This is a genomic window from Staphylococcus sp. CWZ226 (assembly GCF_018986355.1).
Lineage (GTDB): Bacteria > Bacillota > Bacilli > Staphylococcales > Staphylococcaceae > Staphylococcus > Staphylococcus simulans.
In genome coordinates this window covers 127,612-150,269 of sequence record NZ_JAHMSB010000003.1, presented here as the reverse complement: position 1 = coordinate 150,269, position 22,658 = coordinate 127,612, and the positions used below count along the sequence as shown (strand labels likewise).

Annotated in this window: 22 protein-coding genes; 12 read left to right on the top strand and 10 right to left on the bottom strand. The window is 36.8% G+C overall.

Features of this window, described 5'->3' with window-relative positions; translation table 11 throughout:
- Window positions 1-5 precede the first annotated feature (5 nt).
- The gene (locus KRR19_RS03945; protein ID WP_037556086.1) at window positions 6-2,879 is read left to right on the top strand and encodes a DEAD/DEAH box helicase; all 2,874 of its coding nucleotides are present in this window, start codon (window positions 6-8) and stop codon (window positions 2,877-2,879) included.
- Window positions 2,880-3,046: 167 nt separating this feature from the next.
- Window positions 3,047-3,565, top strand: a complete 519-nt coding sequence (locus tag KRR19_RS03940; RefSeq protein ID WP_002479992.1) for an AAA family ATPase — start codon at window positions 3,047-3,049, stop codon at window positions 3,563-3,565.
- Window positions 3,566-3,656: 91 nt separating this feature from the next.
- Here KRR19_RS03940 and KRR19_RS03935 read toward each other — a convergent pair whose 3' ends face one another.
- A complete protein-coding gene (locus tag KRR19_RS03935) occupies window positions 3,657-4,547 on the bottom strand; it encodes a fructose bisphosphate aldolase (protein ID WP_002479991.1) in 891 nt (296 codons plus the stop codon).
- A gap of 229 nt (window positions 4,548-4,776) precedes the next feature.
- On the opposite strand from KRR19_RS03935, the gene KRR19_RS03930 reads away from it, so the two are divergent.
- On the top strand, window positions 4,777-5,478 hold the full coding sequence (locus tag KRR19_RS03930; RefSeq protein WP_023015593.1) for an MOSC domain-containing protein: 702 nt from the start codon (window positions 4,777-4,779) through the stop codon (window positions 5,476-5,478).
- Between the two features lie 428 nt (window positions 5,479-5,906).
- On the opposite strand, the gene KRR19_RS03925 is transcribed toward KRR19_RS03930, so the two are convergent.
- Together KRR19_RS03925 and fmdA are read right to left on the bottom strand one after the other, a co-directional pair.
- Window positions 5,907-6,167 carry a zinc ribbon domain-containing protein gene (locus KRR19_RS03925; RefSeq protein WP_002479989.1) on the bottom strand — a complete coding sequence of 87 codons (261 nt, stop codon included), beginning with the start codon at window positions 6,165-6,167 and terminating at the stop codon, window positions 5,907-5,909.
- Window positions 6,167-7,360, bottom strand: coding sequence for a formamidase (gene fmdA, locus KRR19_RS03920; protein WP_002479988.1), 1,194 nt, complete (start codon window positions 7,358-7,360; stop codon window positions 6,167-6,169). The genes KRR19_RS03925 and fmdA overlap by 1 nt, the downstream gene beginning before the upstream one ends.
- 178 nt (window positions 7,361-7,538) lie before the next feature.
- On the opposite strand from fmdA, the gene KRR19_RS03915 reads away from it, so the two are divergent.
- Complete coding sequence (locus tag KRR19_RS03915; RefSeq protein ID WP_002479987.1) at window positions 7,539-7,892, top strand: DoxX family protein; 354 nt, start codon at window positions 7,539-7,541, stop codon at window positions 7,890-7,892.
- Window positions 7,893-7,968: 76 nt separating this feature from the next.
- Here KRR19_RS03915 and KRR19_RS03910 read toward each other — a convergent pair whose 3' ends face one another.
- Both KRR19_RS03910 and KRR19_RS03905 read right to left on the bottom strand, forming a co-directional pair.
- Entirely contained in the window at window positions 7,969-8,649 is a 681-nt protein-coding gene (locus tag KRR19_RS03910; RefSeq protein WP_002479986.1) for a type 1 glutamine amidotransferase domain-containing protein, read from the bottom strand.
- 50 nt (window positions 8,650-8,699) lie between these two features.
- A complete protein-coding gene (locus tag KRR19_RS03905) occupies window positions 8,700-9,617 on the bottom strand; it encodes an NAD-dependent epimerase/dehydratase family protein (protein WP_002479985.1) in 918 nt (305 codons plus the stop codon).
- Window positions 9,618-10,020: 403 nt separating this feature from the next.
- Between KRR19_RS03905 and adhE the strand changes: the two genes are divergently transcribed.
- Entirely contained in the window at window positions 10,021-12,642 is a 2,622-nt protein-coding gene (gene adhE, locus KRR19_RS03900) for a bifunctional acetaldehyde-CoA/alcohol dehydrogenase (protein WP_082732263.1), read from the top strand.
- Between the two features lie 129 nt (window positions 12,643-12,771).
- Here the strand turns inward: adhE and KRR19_RS03895 are convergent, their stop codons facing one another.
- Both KRR19_RS03895 and KRR19_RS03890 read right to left on the bottom strand, forming a co-directional pair.
- A complete protein-coding gene (locus KRR19_RS03895; RefSeq protein ID WP_002479983.1) occupies window positions 12,772-13,725 on the bottom strand; it encodes an alpha/beta hydrolase in 954 nt (317 codons plus the stop codon).
- A 92-nt stretch (window positions 13,726-13,817) separates the two neighbouring features.
- Window positions 13,818-14,123, bottom strand: a complete 306-nt coding sequence (locus tag KRR19_RS03890) for an ArsR/SmtB family transcription factor (protein ID WP_002479982.1) — start codon at window positions 14,121-14,123, stop codon at window positions 13,818-13,820.
- A gap of 231 nt (window positions 14,124-14,354) precedes the next feature.
- Here KRR19_RS03890 and KRR19_RS03885 point away from each other — a divergent pair, with 231 nt between their 5' ends.
- The 7 genes from KRR19_RS03885 (at window position 14,355) to KRR19_RS03855 (ending at window position 20,658) form a co-directional block, all read left to right on the top strand.
- The gene (locus KRR19_RS03885) at window positions 14,355-15,449 is read left to right on the top strand and encodes a MupG family TIM beta-alpha barrel fold protein (RefSeq protein ID WP_070684182.1); all 1,095 of its coding nucleotides are present in this window, start codon (window positions 14,355-14,357) and stop codon (window positions 15,447-15,449) included.
- Complete coding sequence (murQ, locus tag KRR19_RS03880; protein WP_002479980.1) at window positions 15,439-16,323, top strand: N-acetylmuramic acid 6-phosphate etherase; 885 nt, start codon at window positions 15,439-15,441, stop codon at window positions 16,321-16,323. The genes KRR19_RS03885 and murQ overlap by 11 nt, the downstream gene beginning before the upstream one ends.
- Before the next feature lie 14 nt (window positions 16,324-16,337).
- Window positions 16,338-17,792: a PTS transporter subunit EIIC gene (locus tag KRR19_RS03875; protein ID WP_002479979.1), complete on the top strand. Its 1,455-nt coding sequence runs from the start codon at window positions 16,338-16,340 to the stop codon at window positions 17,790-17,792.
- Window positions 17,793-17,797: 5 nt separating this feature from the next.
- Window positions 17,798-18,658 (top strand): MurR/RpiR family transcriptional regulator, encoded by an 861-nt coding sequence (locus KRR19_RS03870; RefSeq protein WP_002479978.1) that lies wholly within the window; start codon window positions 17,798-17,800, stop codon window positions 18,656-18,658.
- Between the two features lie 32 nt (window positions 18,659-18,690).
- Complete coding sequence (locus KRR19_RS03865) at window positions 18,691-19,554, top strand: alpha/beta fold hydrolase (RefSeq protein ID WP_002479977.1); 864 nt, start codon at window positions 18,691-18,693, stop codon at window positions 19,552-19,554.
- Between the two features lie 110 nt (window positions 19,555-19,664).
- The gene (locus KRR19_RS03860; protein WP_002479976.1) at window positions 19,665-20,282 is read left to right on the top strand and encodes a CadD family cadmium resistance transporter; all 618 of its coding nucleotides are present in this window, start codon (window positions 19,665-19,667) and stop codon (window positions 20,280-20,282) included.
- 40 nt (window positions 20,283-20,322) lie between these two features.
- On the top strand, window positions 20,323-20,658 hold the full coding sequence (locus tag KRR19_RS03855) for an ArsR/SmtB family transcription factor (protein WP_242543498.1): 336 nt from the start codon (window positions 20,323-20,325) through the stop codon (window positions 20,656-20,658).
- Between the two features lie 70 nt (window positions 20,659-20,728).
- On the opposite strand, the gene KRR19_RS03850 is transcribed toward KRR19_RS03855, so the two are convergent.
- From KRR19_RS03850 to KRR19_RS03840, 3 genes are all read right to left on the bottom strand, one after another.
- Window positions 20,729-20,908, bottom strand: coding sequence for a hypothetical protein (locus KRR19_RS03850; protein WP_241966236.1), 180 nt, complete (start codon window positions 20,906-20,908; stop codon window positions 20,729-20,731).
- Window positions 20,909-21,002: 94 nt separating this feature from the next.
- The gene (locus tag KRR19_RS03845) at window positions 21,003-21,725 is read right to left on the bottom strand and encodes a hypothetical protein (protein ID WP_002479973.1); all 723 of its coding nucleotides are present in this window, start codon (window positions 21,723-21,725) and stop codon (window positions 21,003-21,005) included.
- An 18-nt stretch (window positions 21,726-21,743) separates the two neighbouring features.
- Window positions 21,744-22,376, bottom strand: coding sequence for an ATP-binding cassette domain-containing protein (locus KRR19_RS03840; RefSeq protein ID WP_002479972.1), 633 nt, complete (start codon window positions 22,374-22,376; stop codon window positions 21,744-21,746).
- Window positions 22,377-22,658 lie beyond the last annotated feature (282 nt).

Here is a 22,658-nt window from a genome sequence, read left to right as displayed (position 1 = left end):
TGCCTATGGAACATTTAATTGAAGACTTAACCCAGTCGCTTCATAAAGGCTTTATTGATCGTTCTATTGTGCATCAAGGGCACCATGTGCCGAAATTGTTGCTGAATAATCAAGAAGAAAATGTGCTCGCAACGCTCATCGATGAACTAGAGAAATGTCAGTCCTTTATGATTTCGGTTGCTTTTATTACGCCGAGCGGTCTCCAAAGTCTGAAGTCACATTTATATGATATGGCACAACGTGGTGTTAAAGGTAAAATATTAACTTCCAATTATCTAGGTTTCAACTCTCCAAAAGTGTATGAAGAGCTGATGAAGTTAGACAATGTTGAAGTCCGTGTAACAGATGTCTCAGGCTTTCATGCGAAAGGTTATATTTTTGATCATGACGCCTATTCTACCTTAGTTGTGGGGAGTTCGAATTTAACTTCTAATGCTTTGAAAGTTAATTATGAACATAATATTTTATTATCTTCTCATCAAAATGGTGATTTAGTCCATAAAGTGAAAGACCAATTCAATGGGTTATGGGAAGAGAGCACTTCTTTAACAAAAGCTTGGATTGAGGCGTATCGTGAGGTTTATCAACCACAAATGACACAACGGTTGTTTGAAGAAAGTCAGAAACAAACGTTGTTGGAAAATAAAATACATGAAGCGGTTAAAATTGAACCGAATTTAATGCAGGTAGAAGCGTTAAAAGGTTTGGCAGAGATGCGTGCACAAGGTGAAAATAAAGCGTTGATTATTTCTGCGACAGGGACAGGTAAGACGATTATGTCTGCGTTAGATGTCCGTGCATTTAAACCTAAACGTTTTTTATTTGTTGTGCATAGTGAAACCATCTTAAATGATGCATTGGCAGCTTATCGTAAAGTATTGGCAGATGAAAATGAAGCGGACTTTGCGAAGTTGACGGGGGCTGAGAAGAATTTGGATGCGAAGTATCTATTCGCGACTGTACAAACAATGTCGAAGTCTGACATTTATCAACAGTTTGACCCAGCAACTTTTGATTATATTGTCTTTGATGAAGCACATCGTTCAGCAGCACAAAGTTATCAAAATATCTTCCATTACTTTCAACCGAAATTTATGTTAGGGATGACCGCAACACCTGAACGAAGTGATGATCTCAGTGTCTTCGCGCAATTTAATCATAATGTTGCTTATGAAATTCGACTTCAGAAGGCATTAGAAAGTGATATTTTATGTCCATTCCATTATTTTGGTGTCTCAGATTATATTCAAGAAGGCCAAGTTGTGGATGATAACACACAAGACTTAAAATTCTTAGCGTCTGATGACCGTGTGAAATATATTTTAGAGAAAACGGATTATTATGGTTATTCTGGTGATGAATTAAAAGGGCTAATCTTTGTCAGTCGTAAAAAAGAAGCACAAGCTTTAGCACAAAAGTTAAATGCCAAAGGCATACCGACACAAGCTTTAACAGGTTCAGATTCACAAAAACAGCGTAACGAAGTGATTCAACAGTTAAAAGACGGCAGGTTAAATTATATTATCACCGTAGATTTGTTTAACGAAGGAATTGATATTCCTGAAATCAATCAAGTGGTGATGTTACGGAGCACACAATCAAGTATTATCTTTGTACAACAATTAGGACGTGGTCTTCGTAAGAGTGCGAATAAAGATTTTGTGACAGTCATTGATTTCATTGGAAACTATAAAAATAACTATATGATTCCGATAGCACTGTCAGGTGACCATTCCCATAATAAAGATAGTTATCGAAAATTTATTTCAGACTATGCGCCATTAAAAGGCGTTTCAACAATTAATTTTGAAGAAGTTGCTCAAAAGAGAATTTTTGATTCGATTCAATCTGCGACTTTAAATAAGAAAGCTATGATTTTACAAGCATTCAATGAAGTGAAAGCACGCATTGGTCGCACGCCAAGTTTAATGGATTTCATTCATCAACATTCGATTGATCCAGAAGTGATTCTTTCGAAGTATGGGAATTATGAACAATTTCTAGTGGAGAAAACAGATATTACGACAAGAATCTCTGAAAATGCCTCTAAGAATTTGACGTTCATTTCTCAAGAATTAGCGAAAGGTTTGAAGAATACCGATTATTTAGCACTAGAGTTGTTGATGAGCCAAGATGAAAGTTTTGAACATTTAGTTGAAAAACTTCAACATAGAGATAGTGAAATTGAAGAAGCGGATGTGCGTACCAGTTTGAAGGTATTAGATGAAACTTTCTTCAGCAAGAATATAGATAAAAGATATGGCACACCGATGGTTGAATGGGATAAAGAGACTAATCTTATCGGTCTTACTGCACCGTTTAAAATGAACTTGAAAAATGAAGCCTTTCGTCATCACGTCCATGATTTGATCGAAGTAGCCCAATATAAACATAAGTATGTCTATCAAAATCAAAATGACTTTATCTTGTATGAACGTTATTCGAGAAAAGATTTTGTGAAAGTGATGAACTGGGGTAAAGATGAGTCTGCAGTTATTAACGGTTATAAACAAAAACATCATACATTGCCAATTTTCATTACGTATCACAAAAGTGAAGATATCAGCGACAATACAGCGTATGAAGATCAATTCATTAATCAAAATGAGCTGAAATGGTTCACGCGTTCACCAAGAAAGTTAAGTTCTGATGAAGTTCAAAAAGTAATGCGACACCAAGAACTCAATACACCAATGTATCTTTTCGTGAAGAAAGAAGACGGTGAAGGAACAGACTTCTATTATTTAGGTAAAGCTCGCTTTATGCCGGGTACTGCAGCACAAACGAAGATGCCGGATGGCAAAGATGTAGTCACAATGCATCTTGCTTTAGATACGCCAGTTCGAGATGATATTTACCGTTATTTAGTTGAGAAATAAATTGATTGCCTGACTCGAAAATGAGTCAGGTTTTTTGTGATATATAGGTCAGAATAGAGATGAATCAGTCTTTTTGACCATAGATTTGCTTGTATGCGCATAGATGCATATAATCTTGATTAAACACATGACAACGATTCACTATTAAGAGGAATGAGGCGGATAATATGGCGGAAAGGATTCTGGTGATTGGCAGCCCTGGCACAGGAAAATCAACATTTGCTAAACAGTTAAGTCAGAAAATGAATATTCCAGTCTTTCATTTAGATAAACTGTTTTGGAAAAATGATCATGAAACAATTAATCAAGAAGAGTTTATAAAACAAATCGAAAAAGTAATTGCTGAAAATGAATATTGGATTATAGATGGGAATTATAGAGACACTTTACCTTTGAGGTTAGAACAAGCAGAACTTGTCATTTGGTTGAAAGCACCACGTTGGAAATGTATTTTGAATGTCGTTAAACGTTATTTTAGATTATTAAAGAACGAAGATACTGGCGGCAATCCAAAGTCAATGCGACTTGAATTTGTAAAATATATTTGGGACTTCCCAATGAATCATTTTCCTTCTATTATTCAAGCTAAAACAAATAGTTTAAATCGAGCAAAATGGATTGAGTTAAATGGGTTTAAAGAAATGAAGCATTTTATGCGAGAAAGTGAATTTAAAATAAAACACTAGCCCAAATGATTATTTTGGACTAGTGGCGGTAGTTAACGCAAATAAAAAAGCGAACCTCAAAGAGAGATTCGCTTTCATCGAATACTTGTAATTATGCTTTGTTTACTGATGCGTCGTAGATTGTATCAATCGCATCTTGTAATTTATTGTTAAATTCTTCGTCTGATTGGTTAACGTTCAAGTCAGTTACTAATGCACGAGAGAAGCTTGCGATTAAGCCATCGTTTTCTTTTAAGATTTTGTTTGCTTCTTCACGGCTGTAACCACCAGATAATGCAACAACACGTACCACTTGAGGGTGTTCGATAAGTTCTTTATAAGTGTTTGCTTTTGTTGGAATTGTTAATTTCAACATAACATTTTGATCTTTATTTAAGTTGTCTAACTCAGCTTTGATTGCTGCTGCTAAGTTTTCTTCGATTGCTTCTTTATCTTCTGCGTGAATATTAACTTCTGGTTCGATAATTGGTACTAAACCAGCCGCAATGATTTCTTTAGCAACTTCGAATTGTTGTTTAACAACTTTTTCGATACCTTCTTTGTTGTTTTCTAAAATGTTAGAACGCATTTTTGTACCGAAGATATGACGTTCGTTTGCGCGTTTCAATAATTCATCTAAATCTGGAATAGGTTTCATTAATTGAACGCCTTCATTTTGGTCGGCTAATCCTTTGTCGACTTTCAAGAATGGTACGACACCTTTGCTTGCTAGGAAGTCACCAGTGTATTGTCCTTCAATTTCACGATCCATTGTTTGCTCGAATAGGATAGCTCCTAGGATTTTATCTCCGTTGAAAGCAGGTGAAGTAATGATGCGTGTACGCATTTCGTGTACAAGGTCAAACATTTCATCATCGTTTGAGTATTCATTTTCTTCAATTCCGTAAGCTTTAAGCGCTTTAGGAGTACTACCACCGCTTTGGTCTAATGCTGCGATAAATCCTTTACCATTTTTAATTTTGTCAAATTGTTCTTGGTTCATTTATTGACACTCCTCTTTCCGCATTTTGCTATATCTCTTTCATCTCTAGTATGGTAAAAATGAAGTGATTTCGCAAATAGTTTAACTCATAAATGTAAAATAAATCACAAACGGAATTTTAGATGGATTATTGGCTTGAAACTAGGACATTAAACGTCTTGTTAGTATTCATTTGAAACTAAAATACGTTACAATAGTGTGAAAGGGATTTGTTGAAAGGGTGAAGACGGTGAGCAGAATAGAAACGTTATTTGTAGGCGGTGTGGAAACAGTAGGGCATCCGCACGCCGTTAATAAACTGGATCAGCAGTGGATGACTGCTGCGTATAAGAAAGCCATGCCGATACCTGTCTTTCTGACTAAAAGCGGTTTGGAAGGTGATGATGTGGGAGATAAGAAACATCACGGCGGACCAGAAAAAGCATTATTTGCGTATAGTGTCATTCATTATGATAAATGGGCAGAAGAATATCCAGATGCAGAATTCAAAGCCGGGACAAATGGTGAAAATGTATCTGTCACAGATATGGATGAAACGACTGTATGTATCGGAGATATTTATCGAGTCGGTGAAGCGTTAGTACAAGTCTCACAACCACGCAGACCTTGTTGGAAACCAGGCAGACGGGTGAAATGGATTGACTTCGGACAACGTATTCAAGATACAGGGCGTACAGGTTGGTACTTCAGAGTGCTTGAGGAAGGTCGTATTCAACAAGGCGATGTGTTTGAGTTAGTAGAACGCCCATGTGAAACATGGACAATTGCGAAGATGAATGATGTATTATATCATCATACAGACCATCCGCAACTGATGCGTCAGCTAATGGATAATGACTATACACCGCCGTCTTGGAAAGAAGAGTTAAGTCAATTGCTTGAAGGAGAAGCGGTGGATCATACACCAAGACTCTATGGTCCGAACATTTAAAAAAATACTTATTGTAATAATAAGAAAAGACACATGCGCCGAAATAGCGACATGTGTCTTTCTTATTCATCTTATCTTATTGTCTGTCAGCCTCATGGCTGCGAAGGGGAGAAAACAGCCATGAGTGATTTATGACAGATTAACCTTTTACTTTTGTGGCAATGATTGGATAGGATTATTTAATCCAGTGTCGTTGCACGTTAACATCTTCAATATCGGTTTATTATTTTTATTATGTGCAACATTTCATATGCCAAGTGTTTGTATGGACATCAAGCATCATTCATTGAGGAGGGTATAACTCAACGTAGATGGATGTGCCTGGTTTAATTTTCAGTTGTAGGTTTATCGATCGCATGCAAATGGGCTGTATGTTTGTATGCGAATTTTATCATTTGTATGATGGGTATTCGATTTTTTAGTATTGATTAGACCATCCAAGGACGGTTATGCGTATTTTGTTGTTTCGGTTTGTTTGGGAGTTTATCGTGCGAAACAACTTTTGGTTCTTGACCAGATTCAATTCTTCTTTTTAATTTTGAATCAATCTTTGAAGTATTGAATGGGACGAAGACGCGTTTTGCGTCTTGATTGCAGTCAGGGCAAACTGCATAATCATGATTTTCATTCATAGATTGATTTAGCGTAAATTCACCGTGTTTTGTGCATGCATAAGTGTAATTGGGCATTACTCATCAGGCTCCAAATTCGGAATGATATCATCTCTGAAGATTTCACGAGGTATTGCAATTGTACAACAAGCGTTTGGAACATCCACGATACCAGCAACTGTACCTTGGACGGGCGCTGTTCCAAGTAACATATAAGCTTGTTCACCTGTAAAGCCTCGTGTTTTTAAGAATTCAATCGCGTTTAAACAAGCGTTGCGATAAGCGGTATTCGCATTTAAATACTCTTGTTTTCCGCTGAACTCATCTACTGAAATACCTTCGAATACAATATAATCTGTATAGTTCGGCATTACAGGTCCTGGTTTGAAGGCTGGGTTCTTTTTAATTTGATATTTTTCCATGCCATTTTTAATCACATTGACGCGTAAATCAATCCAACCAGGCATTTCGATACCGCCGCAGAATGTAATTTCACCATCACCTTGTGAGAAATGCAGATCGCCGACAGATAACTTTGCACCGTCGACAAAGACTGGGAAATAAATGCGGGAACCTTTCGATAAGTTTTTGATATCGCAGTTACCGCCGTTTTCTCTAGGAGGAACGGTTCTGGCACCTTCTTTAGCGACGCGGTCGAAATCTTTTCCTTCTAAAGTGCCAAGCACTACAGCATCCGTATCAGGTAAATTTGCTAATACCGGCTCTCTGTTCGGATCTGTATCTACCAATGCTTGTTCACGTCGGTTCCATTCATCCAACATTTCTTGGGAAGGCGCAACCCCAATCAATCCTGGGTGAATCAATCCGACAAATTCTACACCAGGTACATGACGACTTGTCGCATAAATACCATTGAAATCCCAAATCGATTTTTGGGCATTCGGATAATGGTCGACGAGGAAACTGCCACCGTTTGTCACGTCGAAAATTCCGTTAAAGCCCCATTCGTGTTCTGGGAATGCGCCGATATCTAAGATGTCGACGACGAGTAAGTCGCCAGGCTCAACACCGTTGACATATACGGGACCACTCAGTACATGTACACGGTTCAAGTTGACATACTTGATATCGCTTGGGTCGTCATTGTTTGAGACTTGACCATCGGTCCAGTCTAAACATTCCATCCTAAATGATTCCCCGGGTTCAACTGAAAATGCAGCCGGAATGTCCGGGTGCCATCGGTTGTGTCCGGGATGTGCTTGCTGATCCATTTTCTTATTCAAATCCACACTAAATAATTTCTTAGGCATATGCCTACCCCCTTGCCGAAATAATTTGTGACTGAAGATTCTGACTAGAAATAGTATTCCTCAAAAAGTTACATTTTAAACTCGTTCTCTGAATTTTTGTGAAAAATATTGATTTTTTGTTAAAAAGTTACAATTTGTGAAATAATAGAAAGGATGACTATAAAAAGAAGGTGACGAAATGCGTAAAGGATTACGTTTGGTTTTAGGAGCTCTATTCAGCCTAGCTGGAGTCATGCACTTTGTGCGTTCTGATGCTTTTACTCGCATCGTTCCGAAGTATTTACCCTTACGTAAAACAGCAGTAATTGTAACAGGTATTGTTGAACTAATCATTGGTGGCGTTCTATTCTGGAAACGCCCAAGCCAAGCATTTAAACGAGGTATCAATGCTTTTTTAATTTCGGTATTTCCAGCTAATATTTATATGGCACGCAAACAATTACCGTTAGGCGATTATCAACCACCTAAGTGGGCTTTATACAGCCGCTTGCCATTACAATTTGTCTTAATGGCATTCATTCGCAAACTATAAATAATATAAAAATAAAGCTTCTCCTTGTTTTGAAAATTAAACAAGAAGAAGCTTTTTTTAGTCTTTAATGATTCAATTAAAGAAGTCGACTGACTGCTTGTGCCACTTGTTTAGGTGACTGTGGATTTTGGCCTGTTACAAGTCGTCCATCTGTTTCAACTTCAGGTGTGAAAGGTAACATGGCTTTTTGATAATCTGCGCCACGACGTTTAATTTCATCTTCTAACATGAATGGAACAAGTTTTTTACGATTTGCGAGCAATTCTTCTGTATTAGAAAAGCCTGTCATTTGTTTTTGGTCAATGAAGTATCTGCCATTATTGTCTTTAACGTTTAATAACGCTGCGATACCATGACATACAGCTGCCACAATACCGTTGTGACCATAAACTTCATTAATCGCATTTTGAATGTATTTATTATTAGGGAAATCAAACATTACCCCATGGCCGCCAGTGAAGTAGATAACATCGTATTTTGATGGATCTGCTTCTTTAATCGATTTAGAGTATTTTAATTGTGTCATAAATTTTTCATCATCATAATAACGTTTTGTCACTTTATCTAAAAAGACAGGGTTCAAGCTAACTGGGTCTATTGGCGTTTCGCCGCCTTCAACACTGAAAATGTCGATTTCGTAGTTGCCGTCGTTAAAATAATCATAAAAGTGAACAAGTTCACCTAACCAAAGTCCTGTTGGTTTTGAAAATTCACCGAAATGATCTGTACTTGTGTTGACTATCATAATTTTTTTCATACTTTAACCTTCTTTCTATGGAAAAGCCCACTTCTTCTTAAATACCCTGTTTAAGCATTAAATACTGTTTTAATTCCTTCATCGTAAGAAGTGATGTGGAATTCTGGGAAACGTTGCTTAAATTTATCTGAATTGAAAATATTATTGTATTTATATCTTGGTAGTAATTCCATCAGTTCTTTGACTTGATCATTGAATAAGCTGCCAATTTTAAAGCCCCACATTGGTAAGACATGGTAGCCGATTTTTTGATTGAGTACTGCTTCTGTTTTTTTGATGAGCTTCTCATAAGTCAGACTGCCGGCTACTGGTAAATGCCATGTTTGGCCATAAGCGTCTGGTGTATTGCCAAGTAACGCTAGCGCACGACTTGCATCTGGTGTCCAAATTAAAGTACGCAACACTGAAGCACTGACAGGAATAATCGCTTTTTTGCCAGCTTTAATACGATTGAATACTAAAGTATTGGTAATACTTTGTGTTTTATCAGGACCATAGAATTCAGGTGCACGACCAATTACCACTTGTAAATTTTGTTCATTCATCGCTTTGAGGACCATTTCAGCCATCTGTGCACGGACCACTGATTTGCGTCCTACAGGTACAAATGGGCTAGATTCTGTTTGTACATTTGCGTTTTTTTCATACATGTATGTGTTATCGAAGAAAGCCAGTTTAGCATTGGTTTCAAGGCAAGCTTTAATAACATTTTTCATCATGACAGGGAAGCGTTGTTCCCACATTTCAGAATTGGCAGGCAAGCCGACTGCGAAATAAACAACATCACTGCCTTCAATCGCATGGTATGCTTCTGCGTAGTTCATTAAATCTGCGGCAACGAGTTCATCACTATCATGAATTTTTTTAGGTTTTCTGCCGACTAAACGAATGTCTTTTGTGTAATTTTTATAAAGTTCTCTTGCAATTTCGTGGCCGATTTGGCCATTACTTCCTAGAACAGTTTGCATGCTTTATCACTCCAAATTTGTGTGTTTATTTTACATTTTCCTTATGTTCAAGTTCGTAAACATAGTTGGTAAAAAATTAAGCAGTGACTTCTAAAATATCAACTGCTCCTTAAATGATCATCTAAGTAAAATTTATTTTACCTTGCTCAATGTGAAATAGGAATTGATATGCTCACAACAACTTAATTTTTTTCAGAACAATTAACAAGGGTAATGTAAGCGCTTAACTAATTGCGGTTCTAAGTCTTATATGAATTTGTTTAATTATGATGTTCACACAATCGTAACGAAATAAAATAAAAATATGTGTTTTTCATTTACTCCAAGTAAAAAATAGGATATTCTGTTTGTGAAATAATTCACAAAGTAATTCAGAAGCATTCATGTCGAGGAGGAAATAGAAATGACTACATCTACTCAAAATGAGAAACAACCAACAGAAGTACAACCTGAAATTAATCCCACGCAACAAATGATTGATGCACTTGCAGAAAATGGACAACATGCATTACGTGAATTAGCAAAGCTTGATCAAACACAAATTGATCACATTGTTCATGCGATGGCAATGGCAGCTGTAGACAAACATATGGAACTTGCGAAAGCTGCCTATGAAGAAACAGGCCGTGGTATTTATGAAGATAAAGCTATCAAGAATCTATATGCATCAGAATATATCTGGCAATCTATCAAATACAATAAAACGATTGGTGTCATTGATGAAGATGAACAACGTGGTTTGACGTATGTAGCTTCACCTGTCGGTGTAGTATGTGGTGTAACACCGACAACGAACCCGACTTCTACAACAATTTTCAAAGCAATTATCGCAATTAAAACAGGTAACCCGATTATCTTCGCTTTCCATCCAAGTGCACAACAATCTTCTGCACTTGCGGCGAAAGTCATTTATGAAGCAGCACTCAAAGCAGGAGCACCAGAACATATTATTCAATGGATTGAACATCCATCATTAGAAGCAACTAAATTATTAATGAACCATGACAAAGTGGCATTAGTACTTGCGACAGGTGGTGCAGGTATGGTGAAATCTGCGTATTCAACAGGTAAGCCAGCATTAGGTGTAGGACCAGGTAACGTACCGGCATATATCGAAAAGTCTGCGAAAATCAAACGTGCAGTCAATGATGTCATTGTATCTAAGACTTTTGATAACGGCATGATTTGTGCTTCTGAACAAGGTGTCATTGTAGATAAAGAAATCTATGATGAAGTGAAAAAAGAATTTGAAGCACATCAATGTTATGTAGTGAAGAAAAAAGAATTATCTAAATTAGAAAGTATCGTGATGCGTGAAGACCGTTGTGCAGTCAATGCAGATATCGTAGGTAAACCAGCCACTGAAATTGCGGCATCAGTCGGAATCAAAGTGCCTGAAGGTACGAAAATGTTAATTGCGGAACTTGAAGGTGTAGGACCAGATTATCCGTTATCCCGTGAAAAATTATCTCCAGTACTCGCAATGGTGAAAGCAGAAAACCGTGAACATGGCTTAGAATTATGTGAAGGTATGCTTAATTTAGGCGGCTTAGGTCATACTGCAGTCGTGCATACAGAAGATGAAGCTTTACAAAGAGAATTCGGTATTCGCATGAATGCTTGTCGTGTGTTAGTCAACTCTCCATCAGCTGAAGGTGGTATCGGTAATATCTATAATGAAATGATTCCATCATTGACGTTAGGTTGCGGCTCTTATGGACATAACTCAGTTTCTCATAACGTTTCAGCTGTCGATTTAATCAATATAAAAACAATCGCTAAAAGGAGAAATAATATGCAATGGTTCAAACTTCCACCTAAAATTTTCTTTGAGAAAAACTCACTTATGTATTTAACGCAAATGAAAGAAGTTGAACGTGTTGTAATCGTGACAGACGAAGGCATGGTAAATCTTGGTTATGCGAAACGTGTACAAGAAGTACTAGCACGACGTAATGATGCACCTGATGTGCGTATCTTTAGCGATGTTGAACCCAACCCATCAACTAACACTGTCTATAAAGGTTTAGAGTTAATGGTTGAATTCCAACCGGATACAATTATCGCAATCGGCGGCGGATCTGTTATGGATGCGGCGAAAGGTATGTGGGCATTCTTCGAACACCCAGATTTATCATTCTTTGGTGCGAAACAAAAATTCTTAGACATTCGTAAACGTGCTTATAAAATTATGCCAGCACAACGTGCGAAAATGGTTTGTATTCCAACCACTTCAGGTACAGGTTCAGAAGTTACACCATTTGCGGTTATCACAGATAGTGATACGCATGTCAAATATCCATTAGCAGATTATGCCTTGACGCCAGATGTAGCTATCGTAGATTCACAATTTGTATTAAGTGTGCCGAGAGGGGTCACTGCTGATACAGGTATGGATGTGTTAACACACGCAATTGAATCTTATGTATCCGTAATGGCGAGTGATTATACACGTGGCTTGAGCTTACAAGCGATTAAAATTGTTTTCGATGATTTAAAAGCTTCAGCGAATGATGGAGATCCAGATGCAAGAGAACGTATGCATAATGCTTCAACACTTGCAGGTATGGCGTTTGCTAATGCATTCTTAGGAATCAGTCACTCAATCGCACATAAAATCGGTGGAGAATACAACATTCCGCATGGTCGTACGAATGCGATTTTATTACCGCATGTCATCAGATATAATGCGAAAGATCCGCAAAAACATGCGATGTTCCCTAAATATGATTACTTCAGAGCGGATCAAGATTATGCAGATATTGCGAAATTCTTAGGCTTAAAAGGTAAAACAACAGAAGATTTAGTGGAAGCTTTGGCAGATGCTGTTTATGAATTAGGTCAAAGCGTAGGTATCGAAATGAATCTTAAAGCACAAGGTTTAACACAAGAAGTATTAGATAAAACAGTAGACCGTATGGCTGAACTTGCATACGAAGACCAATGTACAACTGCTAACCCTAAAGAACCATTAATCAGTGAACTAAAAGATATTATCATCACTGCTTATGATTATCAAAAATAAGTCGCTATGACTTTTCCAAATGACTAAAATTCAATCATCCATTCAAAACACGTCCTTGATGTAAGGGGCGTGTTTTTTGATACATAGAAAAAGACCGATGCTTTTGACATCGGTCTTAAAGTGAATACTTTATTGTTCGTTTTGTTTGTTAATCCAGTCTGTAGATAAATCCATTGCTGCACGTGTCGCATTTGTTTTGTCTAAATCGTTAACCATCACAAAGTCATGGATTGTACCTTGCATACGTGCATGTGTCACATCATTACCAGCTTCTCTTAATTTGTGCGCATAAGCTTCGCCTTCATCGCGTAAGACATCTGCTTCTGCGTTAATAATCATCGCTTTTGGTAAGTCTTTTAATTCTTCTAATGATGCACGTAATGGTGAAGCAGTAATTTCTGCGCGTTCATTTTCATCTGTTGTATATTGATCCCAGAACCACTGCATACCTTCTTTAGTTAAATAGTAACCTTCCGCAAATTCATTATAAGAATCTGTGTCAAACGAAGCGTTTGTTACAGGGTAATAAAGTAATTGTTGATGGATTGGTAAGCCATTACGTTGTTTTGTCATTAAAGTCATTACAGCTGACATATTACCGCCGACTGAATCACCCGCAACTGTTAAACGGTTTAAGTCTAAGTTTTTATCCTCTGCGACATCTTTTAATTGTTGTAAGACATCGTAGTTTTGTTCAATTGCTGTCGGATATTTCGCTTCAGGTGATAAATCATAATCAGGGAATACAACGACTGAATTTGTACGTACCGCAAGTTCTCTGACAAGTTTATCATGTGTATGCGGGCTTCCGAATACCCAACCTGCACCATGAATATAATAAATCACTGGTAATTTTTCTTGGTTTCCTTTTGGACGAATGAATCGAACAGGAACTTCGCCATAAGATTTTGTTTCAAATGTTGTATCTTCAATATCTACATCATATTTTTTAATATCTGATGATTGTACATCTTCTAATAATTTTCGACCTTCTTCTGGAGGTAACTCATATATACGTGGATGTGGGTCATTGGCTTTCGCAAAGTCAAGTGCTGCTTGTTCTAAAATAATTTTTTGAGTCATAATCAAGCTCCTTCATATATAGAATGTCTCTTTCTCTGGTAAAAGTATACCACTATGTTTACGAACTTAAACATAGATATGCTCAAAAAATGTTATTTTTGTAAATCATCTTCAAGAGAAGCAGTTAAAGCCTTTAACCAATCCAGTGTCGGACCTAGGTCAGAGCGATAGTAACGTTCAAGTCCTTTTTGTTCAACAGAAAGTATTCCTGCATCTAACATCAACTTTAAATGATGTGAAACTGCAGGGCGTGAGATGGTTACTAGTTCAGTTAATTGATTTACAGTTAAAGGTCCTTTTTTACATAACAGTACTAATAGTTCTTGGCGTCTTCCATCTTGTAAGATGTTTAAAATCGGTGTGCCTTCATTAAAAAGTTGAAGTGTTTCTTTAATCATAGTCGGCCTCTTTTCTAGCATTAATGTGATATTACTGCCTATTGTAGCACGTCTATAAGGTGTAGTGGAGGTTTGAAAAGAAAATTATTTTTGAACTCTAGTTACAAAAATACATATATTCGAGATTGATATTGTAATAGTATTACAACTGTGTGATAATGTAAGCGATTACACATAATTGATTGCTTGATTTGATTCTCAGTCTTACATACTAAAAAGCAGTTGATTTAAATGAAAATAAAACTTTTAAAAGAGGTGGTTGGATTGGACTTAGGGTTTTCTGTCTATTTAGGAGAAGCATTTGACGAAACATATATCGACAAAATGTTGAATCATGGATTTCGATATATATTTACATCACTTCAAATTCCAGAAGATGACCAAGATACGTATTTGACGCGGTTAAAACAGTTAGCCGTAATAAATGGGAACCGTGCACAAATTATTGCTGATGTGAATGGACAAACACTGCATCAACTGGGTTTGTCTTTGAGTGAACCAGAATCGATTCGTGATGTGGGCATTGATATTGTTCGTTTGGATGAAGCGGTCGATATAAATAGTTTGGCAGAGTATGTAGAAGCAAAATATTCAGTGATGTTGAATGCGAGCACAGATGCATTTCAAATTCTACGTGAGTTGAGTGATCGCGCAATTTCTCAAGAGAATATCTTAGTTGCACATAATTATTATCCTAGACCTGATACAGGCTTGGAACGTACTTTCTTTCAACATATAAACGAGCGATTAAAAGGAGCATTTCCTGAAATTCAAATCATGGCGTTTGTCCCTGGTACTCAATTAAGAGGACCTATCTATCGCGGTTTACCAACACTAGAAGACCATCGTCAGTATCATCCATTAGCCGCAGCAGTCGAGCTGGAAGAGGATTTGTGTGATATTGCTTGTGTGGGAGACAGTCAAATTGACGATTTTATGATTCATCAATTCGATACGTATTTCAGATTAAACCGTGTTGTTTTACGAACAAATTTAAGCTCAGACAGTAAATATTTAGGGACTTATCATAATCGACCAGATGTCGCACGTGATGTTGTGAGAGCCATTGAGGCAAGAAAAACATTTACTGAAGAAGTATCGCCGCATAATGTAGTAGAACGTCGAAAAGGTGCTGTGACGATAGACAATGCATTATATGGTCGTTATATGAATGAACTTCAAATTGTAAGGTGTGATTTACCTAAGGATGAAGCGGTCAATGTATTAGGTTATGTCGATGCCCGTGATTTAGATTGTATAAATATGATTGGGTCGAATACCGCATTTGAATTCGTTTCAGTTGAGGAGGAAAGTCATGGACATTAATAAAATGACAACTGAGCAACGTAATGAGAAAACGATGCATCTAGATGAATTAAGTACTGAAGATTTTGTTGCTTTGATGAACCAAGAAGATCAAACCGTAGCACAAGCGATTGCGAAAGAAAATACGTCTATTGCACGTGTGATTGATACTGTTATTGAAGGATTTAAGCAAGGTGGCAGATTGATTTATATGGGTGCAGGTACGAGCGGCAGGCTAGGTGTGTTAGATGCTGCTGAGTGTGTACCGACTTTCGGTGTAACTCGAGATGATGTGATTGGTTTAATCGCAGGTGGTGCTAAAGCAATGACTGAAGCTGTAGAAGGTGCTGAAGATAGTAAAACACTTGGCGAACAAGATTTAAAGCACCTTAAACTTAATGAAACTGATACAGTGATCGGATTAGCAGCGAGTGGCAGAACGCCTTATGTCATTGGCGGGCTAGAGTACGCGAATACGATAGGTGCGAACACAGCAGCGATTGCTTGTAATAAAAATACAGCGATTGGTGCAGTTGCGGATATTGCGATTGAAATAGAGGTGGGTCCTGAAATTCTGACAGGTTCTACACGCTTGAAGTCTGGAACAGCACAAAAGTTAGTGTTGAATATGATATCAACTGGCGCAATGGTCGGTATCGGTAAAGTTTATGAAAACTTAATGGTAGATGTTCAACCGACAAATGAAAAATTGAGAAGACGTGCGTTAAATATCATTTCAGAAGTGGTTAATACTTCAGAATCTGAGAGTAAAAAGTTATTTCATGACAGTAACGGTCATGTGAAAGCGGCAATTGTTATGGGATTACATGATATTACGTATGAAGAAGCTGTTGAACGTTTAGAAAAAGCGAATGGTTTTATCAGAAAAACATGAGGAGCTGAACAACAATGTCAAAAGAAAAAAAGATTGCCCAGGAAATATTAAATAATGTTGGCGGCAAAGCAAATTTAGAACGTGTGATTCATTGTATGACACGTGTACGTATGGATATTATTGATTACTCTAAAGTGAATCTAGAAGGACTCAAAGCAATAGACGGTGTCATGGGAGTAGTAGAAGACGAAACACTACAAGTTATTGTAGGTCCAGGTACTGTCAATAAGGTCGCACATGAAATGAGCGAAATGATTGGCACACCTTTAGGTGAAAAAATCGTTCATCATGAACCTTCGCATCAAACAGATAAAGAACATGTAGAATCAGAAGCACAACTCTTTAAAAGTCAGATGAAGGAAAAACAGAAAAAGTCTAAATGGAAAAAAGTACTGAGAGTAATCGCAAATATTTTTGTACCTTTAATTCCGGCATTTGTTGGTGCAGGATTAATCGGTGGTATAGCGGCAGTGCTGACGAACCTATTGTCTGCTGGTTATATTGAAGGTGCGATGTGGAAGCAGTTGACTTTAGTCTTTGATATTATCAAAAGTGGTTTGCTAGCATACTTAGTCATCTATGTAGGGATTAATGCGGCTAGAGAATTTGGCGCAACTCCAGGACTCGGCGGTGTGATTGGTGGTACTACCATGTTGACAGGCATGACACCTGAACAACCATTGCATAATATCTTTAACGGTGAAGCATTAGCGCCTGGACAAGGTGGGGTCATCGGTGTCATCTTTGCGGTTTGGTTACTATCAATTGTTGAAAAACGTCTGCATAAAATTATTCCGAATGCGGTGGATATTATTGTGACACCTACGATTACCTTATTAATTATGGGACTTGCGACGATATTCTTAATTATGCCGATAGCGGGTGTAATTTCAGAAGGTCTATTAGGTATTATTAACTGGGTGCTAGATATCGGCGGCGCATTTAGCGGCTTTATCCTTGGTGCGACATTCTTGCCATTAGTTATGTTTGGTTTACATCAAGTTTTAACACCGATTCATATAGAAATGATCAACCAAGATCATGCAACTTTCTTATTACCGATTCTTGCGATGGCAGGTGCAGGCCAAGTCGGTGCGGCATTAGCGCTTTGGGTAAGATGCCGTAAGAACAAAAAGATTATTCGTTTATTAAAAGGTGCGTTACCTGCAGGAATATTAGGTATTGGAGAACCTTTAATTTATGGTGTGACTTTACCATTAGGCCGTCCATTCATTACAGCATGTATTGGTGGAGGTATCGGCGGTGCTGTTATCGGTGGTATCGGACACATTGGTGCTGTTGCGATTGGACCGAGTGGTTTATCATTGATTCCTTTAATTTATGACAATATGTATTTAGGCTACATTGCAGGAATATTAGCTGCATATGCGGGAGGATTTATCGCAACATACTTCTTCGGAACAACAAAAGAAATGACTGCACCTCAAGATGTTGAAGAAGAGCTGTAAAACATATGGGAAATGAACAACTATTAATTTATATTGAAGAACAGATGGAACAACTGACTAAAAACGAACAACAAGTGGCACGATATTTGATTGAAGCACCGGAAGCGGTATTAGAAATGAGTGCACAAGCGTTAGGTAAAGAAACGCAAACAAGTTCAGCTACTGTTATCCGTTGTGTGCATAAATTAGGATTCAAAGGGCTAGTGGATTTGAAGTTAGCCATTTCGAGTTATTTACCTAATCATCAGGCTAGTGTGTATCAAGAAATGGAGCAAGATGAACCTGCTAATGAAATTAAAAGTAAACTGTTCAATCGAGCAGCGTATACTCTGAAAACAACAGAAACTTTATTAGATGATCAAACGTTAGAAACGATTGCTGAAAAATTAAGACAATGTAAGAAGTTAGTTGTGTTTGGAGTAGGCGCAAGTCATATTGTGGCAGAAGATATCTTTCAAAAATTTACAAGAGCTGGCATGAATGTTGTTCATAGTTCGGATGCACACATTATCGCTACAACGCTAGCTGGAAGTAACAATGAAGGTACTTTAATGATAGGTATCTCAAATTCAGGCCAAAACCGAGAAACATTAAAGTTAGCGCAAGTCGCGCGCCATTATCATGTTCCGGTTATCGGTATGACCAGTCGAAAAGATTCAGAACTCGCCAATGAAGCGGATGAGTGTTTGTTCCATGACGCAAGCTCAGATCGTAGTTTGCGATTAGCCGCAACAAGTTCGTTAATCGCACAGCTCATCACTGTAGACACTTTATTCTACACATATCTTGCGAAAGACTATACAAATCATATCGCACATTTAAGTCAGACAAGAGATGCAGTTGATTTATATGTTGATGAAGATTGAGGTATGATGATAGTAATGATGGAGTTAAAGGAATGAGAGAAATGTATGCTTTAGAAACAAATAATGCAATCATTCGTTATGACATGATGGGACATGGACCGATTTTGTTATGTATTACTGGCGCTAGCGGAATCAATGATAGTTATTTGGATTTAGCACATAAGCTAGAAGATCATTTTACTGTTGTCTTACCTGATAGACGAGGTTATGGAGCAAGTGAATTGTTAACGGCTTTACCAAGTTCTATCGCAAACACCAAAGATACGTATTGTTTAACCATGGATGTCGAAGATATTAAAACATTAATACAAACGCTTAGTAATCATCCTGTTTATCTTTTTGCGACAGACACAGGTGCTGTGCCTGCATTAGAATTTGCGTGTATGTATCCAGAATTGGTTAAGACATTACTTGTTCATGAGCCTTTAAATACTTCTGTACTTCCAAACAGAGAAGATTATGTGCCGCAAACTGAACAAATCGCACGTACTGCAATGATTGAAGGAGTGCCGGCTGCAATGCGTCAGTATGAACGTTTGATTAATCCTTCGCACTCAGATATGCAGGTGTTAGTAGAGAATACGATTGCTCCTTGTGCGGTTTGTTCACCGAGCACTTCACAAATACGCAGTGGTGAATCAACAAACATTTGGCTTCAATATGAACTCCGGCAATATTTGAATTATCAAATTGATATAGAAACTTTGAAGGCCGAAGATGTTTCAATCAAGTTCTTGCAAGGTGAACAATCGAAAGAATCGCTAGGATATGAAGCGGCTAAATATTTTGCGCATAGCTTAAATGCAAATCTGTTTCAAGTTACAGGTGGACATTACGGTTATGCACAACAACCTAAACAATTTGCGAAAGCTGTTAAAAAGATACTGCGTTCATAATGATAGAGTTCAAGACCTTCGTTATATGAAGGTCTTTTTATTATGACCTGTGATTTTAACTTTTAGAGTGTTATAATATATTCAAATTTATTTTTGAATGAGGTGACAAAGTGATACAGACCGCTTTGACTGCAGTTATACTTTATACAGCGACTGCTTTAGATTTATTAGTGATTTTGTTGATTTATTTCGCACGTGCACAAACCAAACGTGAGTATCGTGATATTTATATTGGACAGTTTTTAGGTTCAGGTGCCTTAATTGTCATCAGTTTGTTTTTTGCGTTTGTCTTACACTATGTACCTGAGAAATGGATGTTAGGTTTATTAGGTATCATCCCTCTATATTTAGGAATCAAAGTTGCATTATTTGATGATTGTGAAGGGGAAGCACGTGCCAAGAGAGAGTTGGATAAAAAAGGACTGTCCAAATTAGTTGGCATTGTTGCGCTTGTTACCCTAGCAAGCTGTGGAGCAGATAATATCGGTTTATTTGTACCGTACTTTGTCAGTTTGACTTTAGCGCAAGTTATTGTGACATTAATTGTATTTGTAATCATGATTTTCTTATTGGTATTCTCTGCACAAAAATTAGCAAAAGTCCCAGGTATTGGTGAAACTGTGGAGAAATATAATCGATGGATTATGGCAATTATCTATATTGGCTTAGGTTTATACATTTTGATTGAAAACAAAACCATACAAACATTGTTAAGCTTTGTTTCATAGAAAGGATGGGAGATAGGTGTCTAATGAACAATGTGACATCATGTATGTGCATGAAGATAAAGTGAAAAATGCTTCTGACTTTTTAAGTGAAACACACACTATTAAGGCAATGAATACTTTAAACGCAATAGGTGATAAAAAGAAATTAACGATTTTATTTGCGTTGCTTGAAGAAGAGAAACTGTGTGTTTGCGACATTGCGAAATTGCTTCAAATGAGTATTGCCTCTACTTCTCATCATTTACGCATACTCTATAAAAAAGAAGTTATAGATTTCCGCAAAGAAGGGAAAATGGCGTATTATTTCATCAAAGATCCTCAAGTTGATAAATTGCTGCGCTTTATGCTGACAGAAGTAGAAAACGAAAATAGTTAAATATATAAATAACTGTTGTGAATCAATTTTGCAGAATGATAGCACAACAGTTATTTAAAAATATACAACGCTATTTATTTTGTCTTTTACGATTAGTGTTATAAATGATAGAAGCAATTGCCACATAAATTAATGGACCGACAATTAAAATAATAGAAGCCATGTTTGCTTGGATATAAAATTTAAATAATAGAAAACCTAAAAAGGCAACCATTAAATACACAGGTATCATGAAAGGTTTCCAGAACATTGAGTCATTCATATTTAATGTACACACCTTTCTATTAGGGAGTATGTAGAAAAAAGAGGCGGATTTAACTCTGCCTCTTGTTTATGTTTTCAAGTTATAGCCCTAATTGCAACCAACGTTTTCGCGCAAAGAAAAGTACGACGAAGTTGATCGCAAAGAGTAAAAAGAAATAAACAATCAGTAATGTAATATCGTAAGAAGTCAGTGCTAAGGTATCTCCATTCAATGTAGCATCGACGTTAGGGTACATGACATTGCTTGCTTCAAAAGGCGCAAGGATGCCGAAGATGGTTGGATTAAGCATTACTAAGACAATAGAAATAACCCAATAGATTAGACTGACAATAACACTGATTAAAATTTTGGAAATTAAAATACTGATTGTTCCAATGATTAAGATATACTGCAAGATTAATAAAGAAAACATGATGATTAAAAAGAAATAATGCGAGAAATTACCAAACATCAAAGAAATGACAGTGATGCCAATACATACAAATACAAAGCATTCTAAGAAAATGACAAACATCTTTTTGTAAAAGAAGGTGAAGTCTGTATTTCCTAATAACTTATAAAATAAGATGTTTTGATCTGCATACTCTTTATTGAAGTAATAAGCGATGATGAATGAAAAGAGTATGAATCCAGTTTCTACCGCAATCGTATATGTGTTGAAGAAATATTCACCATATGACAAGCTTTGACCATCATTCATAAAGGTGGTAAAGCCATAACCTAAAACGAATAGTAATAAAAAAAGCGAACCAAGAATCAGTGTTATTTTGTTAAACGCTGTTTTTCTTAACTCTAACCTCATTTTGTACACCTCAAGTTTTTAGAAACAAATGTATTCATCGACAACTGCTTCTTTAGAATCATATTCTTCAATCGTCAGGTCTTTAAATAAAAAGTACTTACCAGGTAGGTATGTTAAATCTTTTGCGCTATGTGTAATATTGATAATTACTTTTTCAGGATTATCCGAAATATAGTTATTAAAGAAAGTATAGAAGTCGTGAACTGTTTTTTCATCTAAGTCTTTTGTGATCTCATCTAAAATGATGATAGGTTTGTCTTCTGATAGAAAACTTAATAGCTTCAGCTTTTCTTGTTGTCCTTTGTTTAATTTTCGAATAGGGATGTGATCAGGAATAGTTTCAATCCCTAACAAGTCACCCAAGTAATCGATTTTGACGGTACAAATAAAATAACTCTTGAGTAATTGAATGAGAAAATCTTTAGTGATATCTCTTGGAATACATGATGCATTACTAATCAAAGTTGTGTTTTCTGTAATCTCTGGGCGCATATGACCGCTGTAATTGAGTACGAAATCTTTAGCTAATTGAGACTTGCCAACTTCATTTCTGCCAATAATATGATTGATTTCACCTTTGTGAAATACCAAGTCAGTCGGCTGTAATAGGATTTTGCTTTTGATACGCAATACATACTGTTTGATTTCCATTTAACTCGGCTCCCTCGCTAAAATTGTAAAGTTTTCGAGTGATACTATTTAACAAGTTTTAACAAAATTTTTAGGAATTCTTAAATATAGCGTATCATAAATATCAAATCATTATAATTTGTCTTTTGGTAATAATTTGTGAATTTTTTGTCATGCGTGAGAAAATTACAAAAAATAATTCGCTTACAAGACAAACTGCTTATTTCTTTGATACTTAATTGGAGGTTAAAGTATTATGTATAGAAGTGCTGATATTAAGCGGTTTTAAGAGGTTGGGATGTC

Excerpts from the sequence above, each read along its gene's own strand:
- KRR19_RS03945 (WP_037556086.1), top strand. The coding sequence starts at position 6 with ATGGAACATTTAATTGAAGACTTAACCCAGTCGCTTCATAAAGGCTTT.
- KRR19_RS03940 (WP_002479992.1), top strand. The coding sequence starts at position 3,047 with ATGGCGGAAAGGATTCTGGTGATTGGCAGCCCTGGCACAGGAAAATCA.
- KRR19_RS03935 (WP_002479991.1), bottom strand. The coding sequence starts at position 4,547 with ATGAACCAAGAACAATTTGACAAAATTAAAAATGGTAAAGGATTTATC.
- KRR19_RS03925 (WP_002479989.1), bottom strand. The coding sequence starts at position 6,167 with ATGCCCAATTACACTTATGCATGCACAAAACACGGTGAATTTACGCTA.
- fmdA (WP_002479988.1), bottom strand. The coding sequence starts at position 7,360 with ATGCCTAAGAAATTATTTAGTGTGGATTTGAATAAGAAAATGGATCAG.
- KRR19_RS03915 (WP_002479987.1), top strand. The coding sequence starts at position 7,539 with ATGCGTAAAGGATTACGTTTGGTTTTAGGAGCTCTATTCAGCCTAGCT.
- KRR19_RS03910 (WP_002479986.1), bottom strand. The coding sequence starts at position 8,649 with ATGAAAAAAATTATGATAGTCAACACAAGTACAGATCATTTCGGTGAA.
- KRR19_RS03905 (WP_002479985.1), bottom strand. The coding sequence starts at position 9,617 with ATGCAAACTGTTCTAGGAAGTAATGGCCAAATCGGCCACGAAATTGCA.
- adhE (WP_082732263.1), top strand. The coding sequence starts at position 10,021 with ATGACTACATCTACTCAAAATGAGAAACAACCAACAGAAGTACAACCT.
- KRR19_RS03895 (WP_002479983.1), bottom strand. The coding sequence starts at position 13,725 with ATGACTCAAAAAATTATTTTAGAACAAGCAGCACTTGACTTTGCGAAA.
- KRR19_RS03890 (WP_002479982.1), bottom strand. The coding sequence starts at position 14,123 with ATGATTAAAGAAACACTTCAACTTTTTAATGAAGGCACACCGATTTTA.
- KRR19_RS03885 (WP_070684182.1), top strand. The coding sequence starts at position 14,355 with ATGAAAATAAAACTTTTAAAAGAGGTGGTTGGATTGGACTTAGGGTTT.
- murQ (WP_002479980.1), top strand. The coding sequence starts at position 15,439 with ATGGACATTAATAAAATGACAACTGAGCAACGTAATGAGAAAACGATG.
- KRR19_RS03875 (WP_002479979.1), top strand. The coding sequence starts at position 16,338 with ATGTCAAAAGAAAAAAAGATTGCCCAGGAAATATTAAATAATGTTGGC.
- KRR19_RS03870 (WP_002479978.1), top strand. The coding sequence starts at position 17,798 with ATGGGAAATGAACAACTATTAATTTATATTGAAGAACAGATGGAACAA.
- KRR19_RS03865 (WP_002479977.1), top strand. The coding sequence starts at position 18,691 with ATGAGAGAAATGTATGCTTTAGAAACAAATAATGCAATCATTCGTTAT.
- KRR19_RS03855 (WP_242543498.1), top strand. The coding sequence starts at position 20,323 with ATGTATGTGCATGAAGATAAAGTGAAAAATGCTTCTGACTTTTTAAGT.
- KRR19_RS03850 (WP_241966236.1), bottom strand. The coding sequence starts at position 20,908 with ATGTTCTGGAAACCTTTCATGATACCTGTGTATTTAATGGTTGCCTTT.
- KRR19_RS03845 (WP_002479973.1), bottom strand. The coding sequence starts at position 21,725 with ATGAGGTTAGAGTTAAGAAAAACAGCGTTTAACAAAATAACACTGATT.
- KRR19_RS03840 (WP_002479972.1), bottom strand. The coding sequence starts at position 22,376 with ATGGAAATCAAACAGTATGTATTGCGTATCAAAAGCAAAATCCTATTA.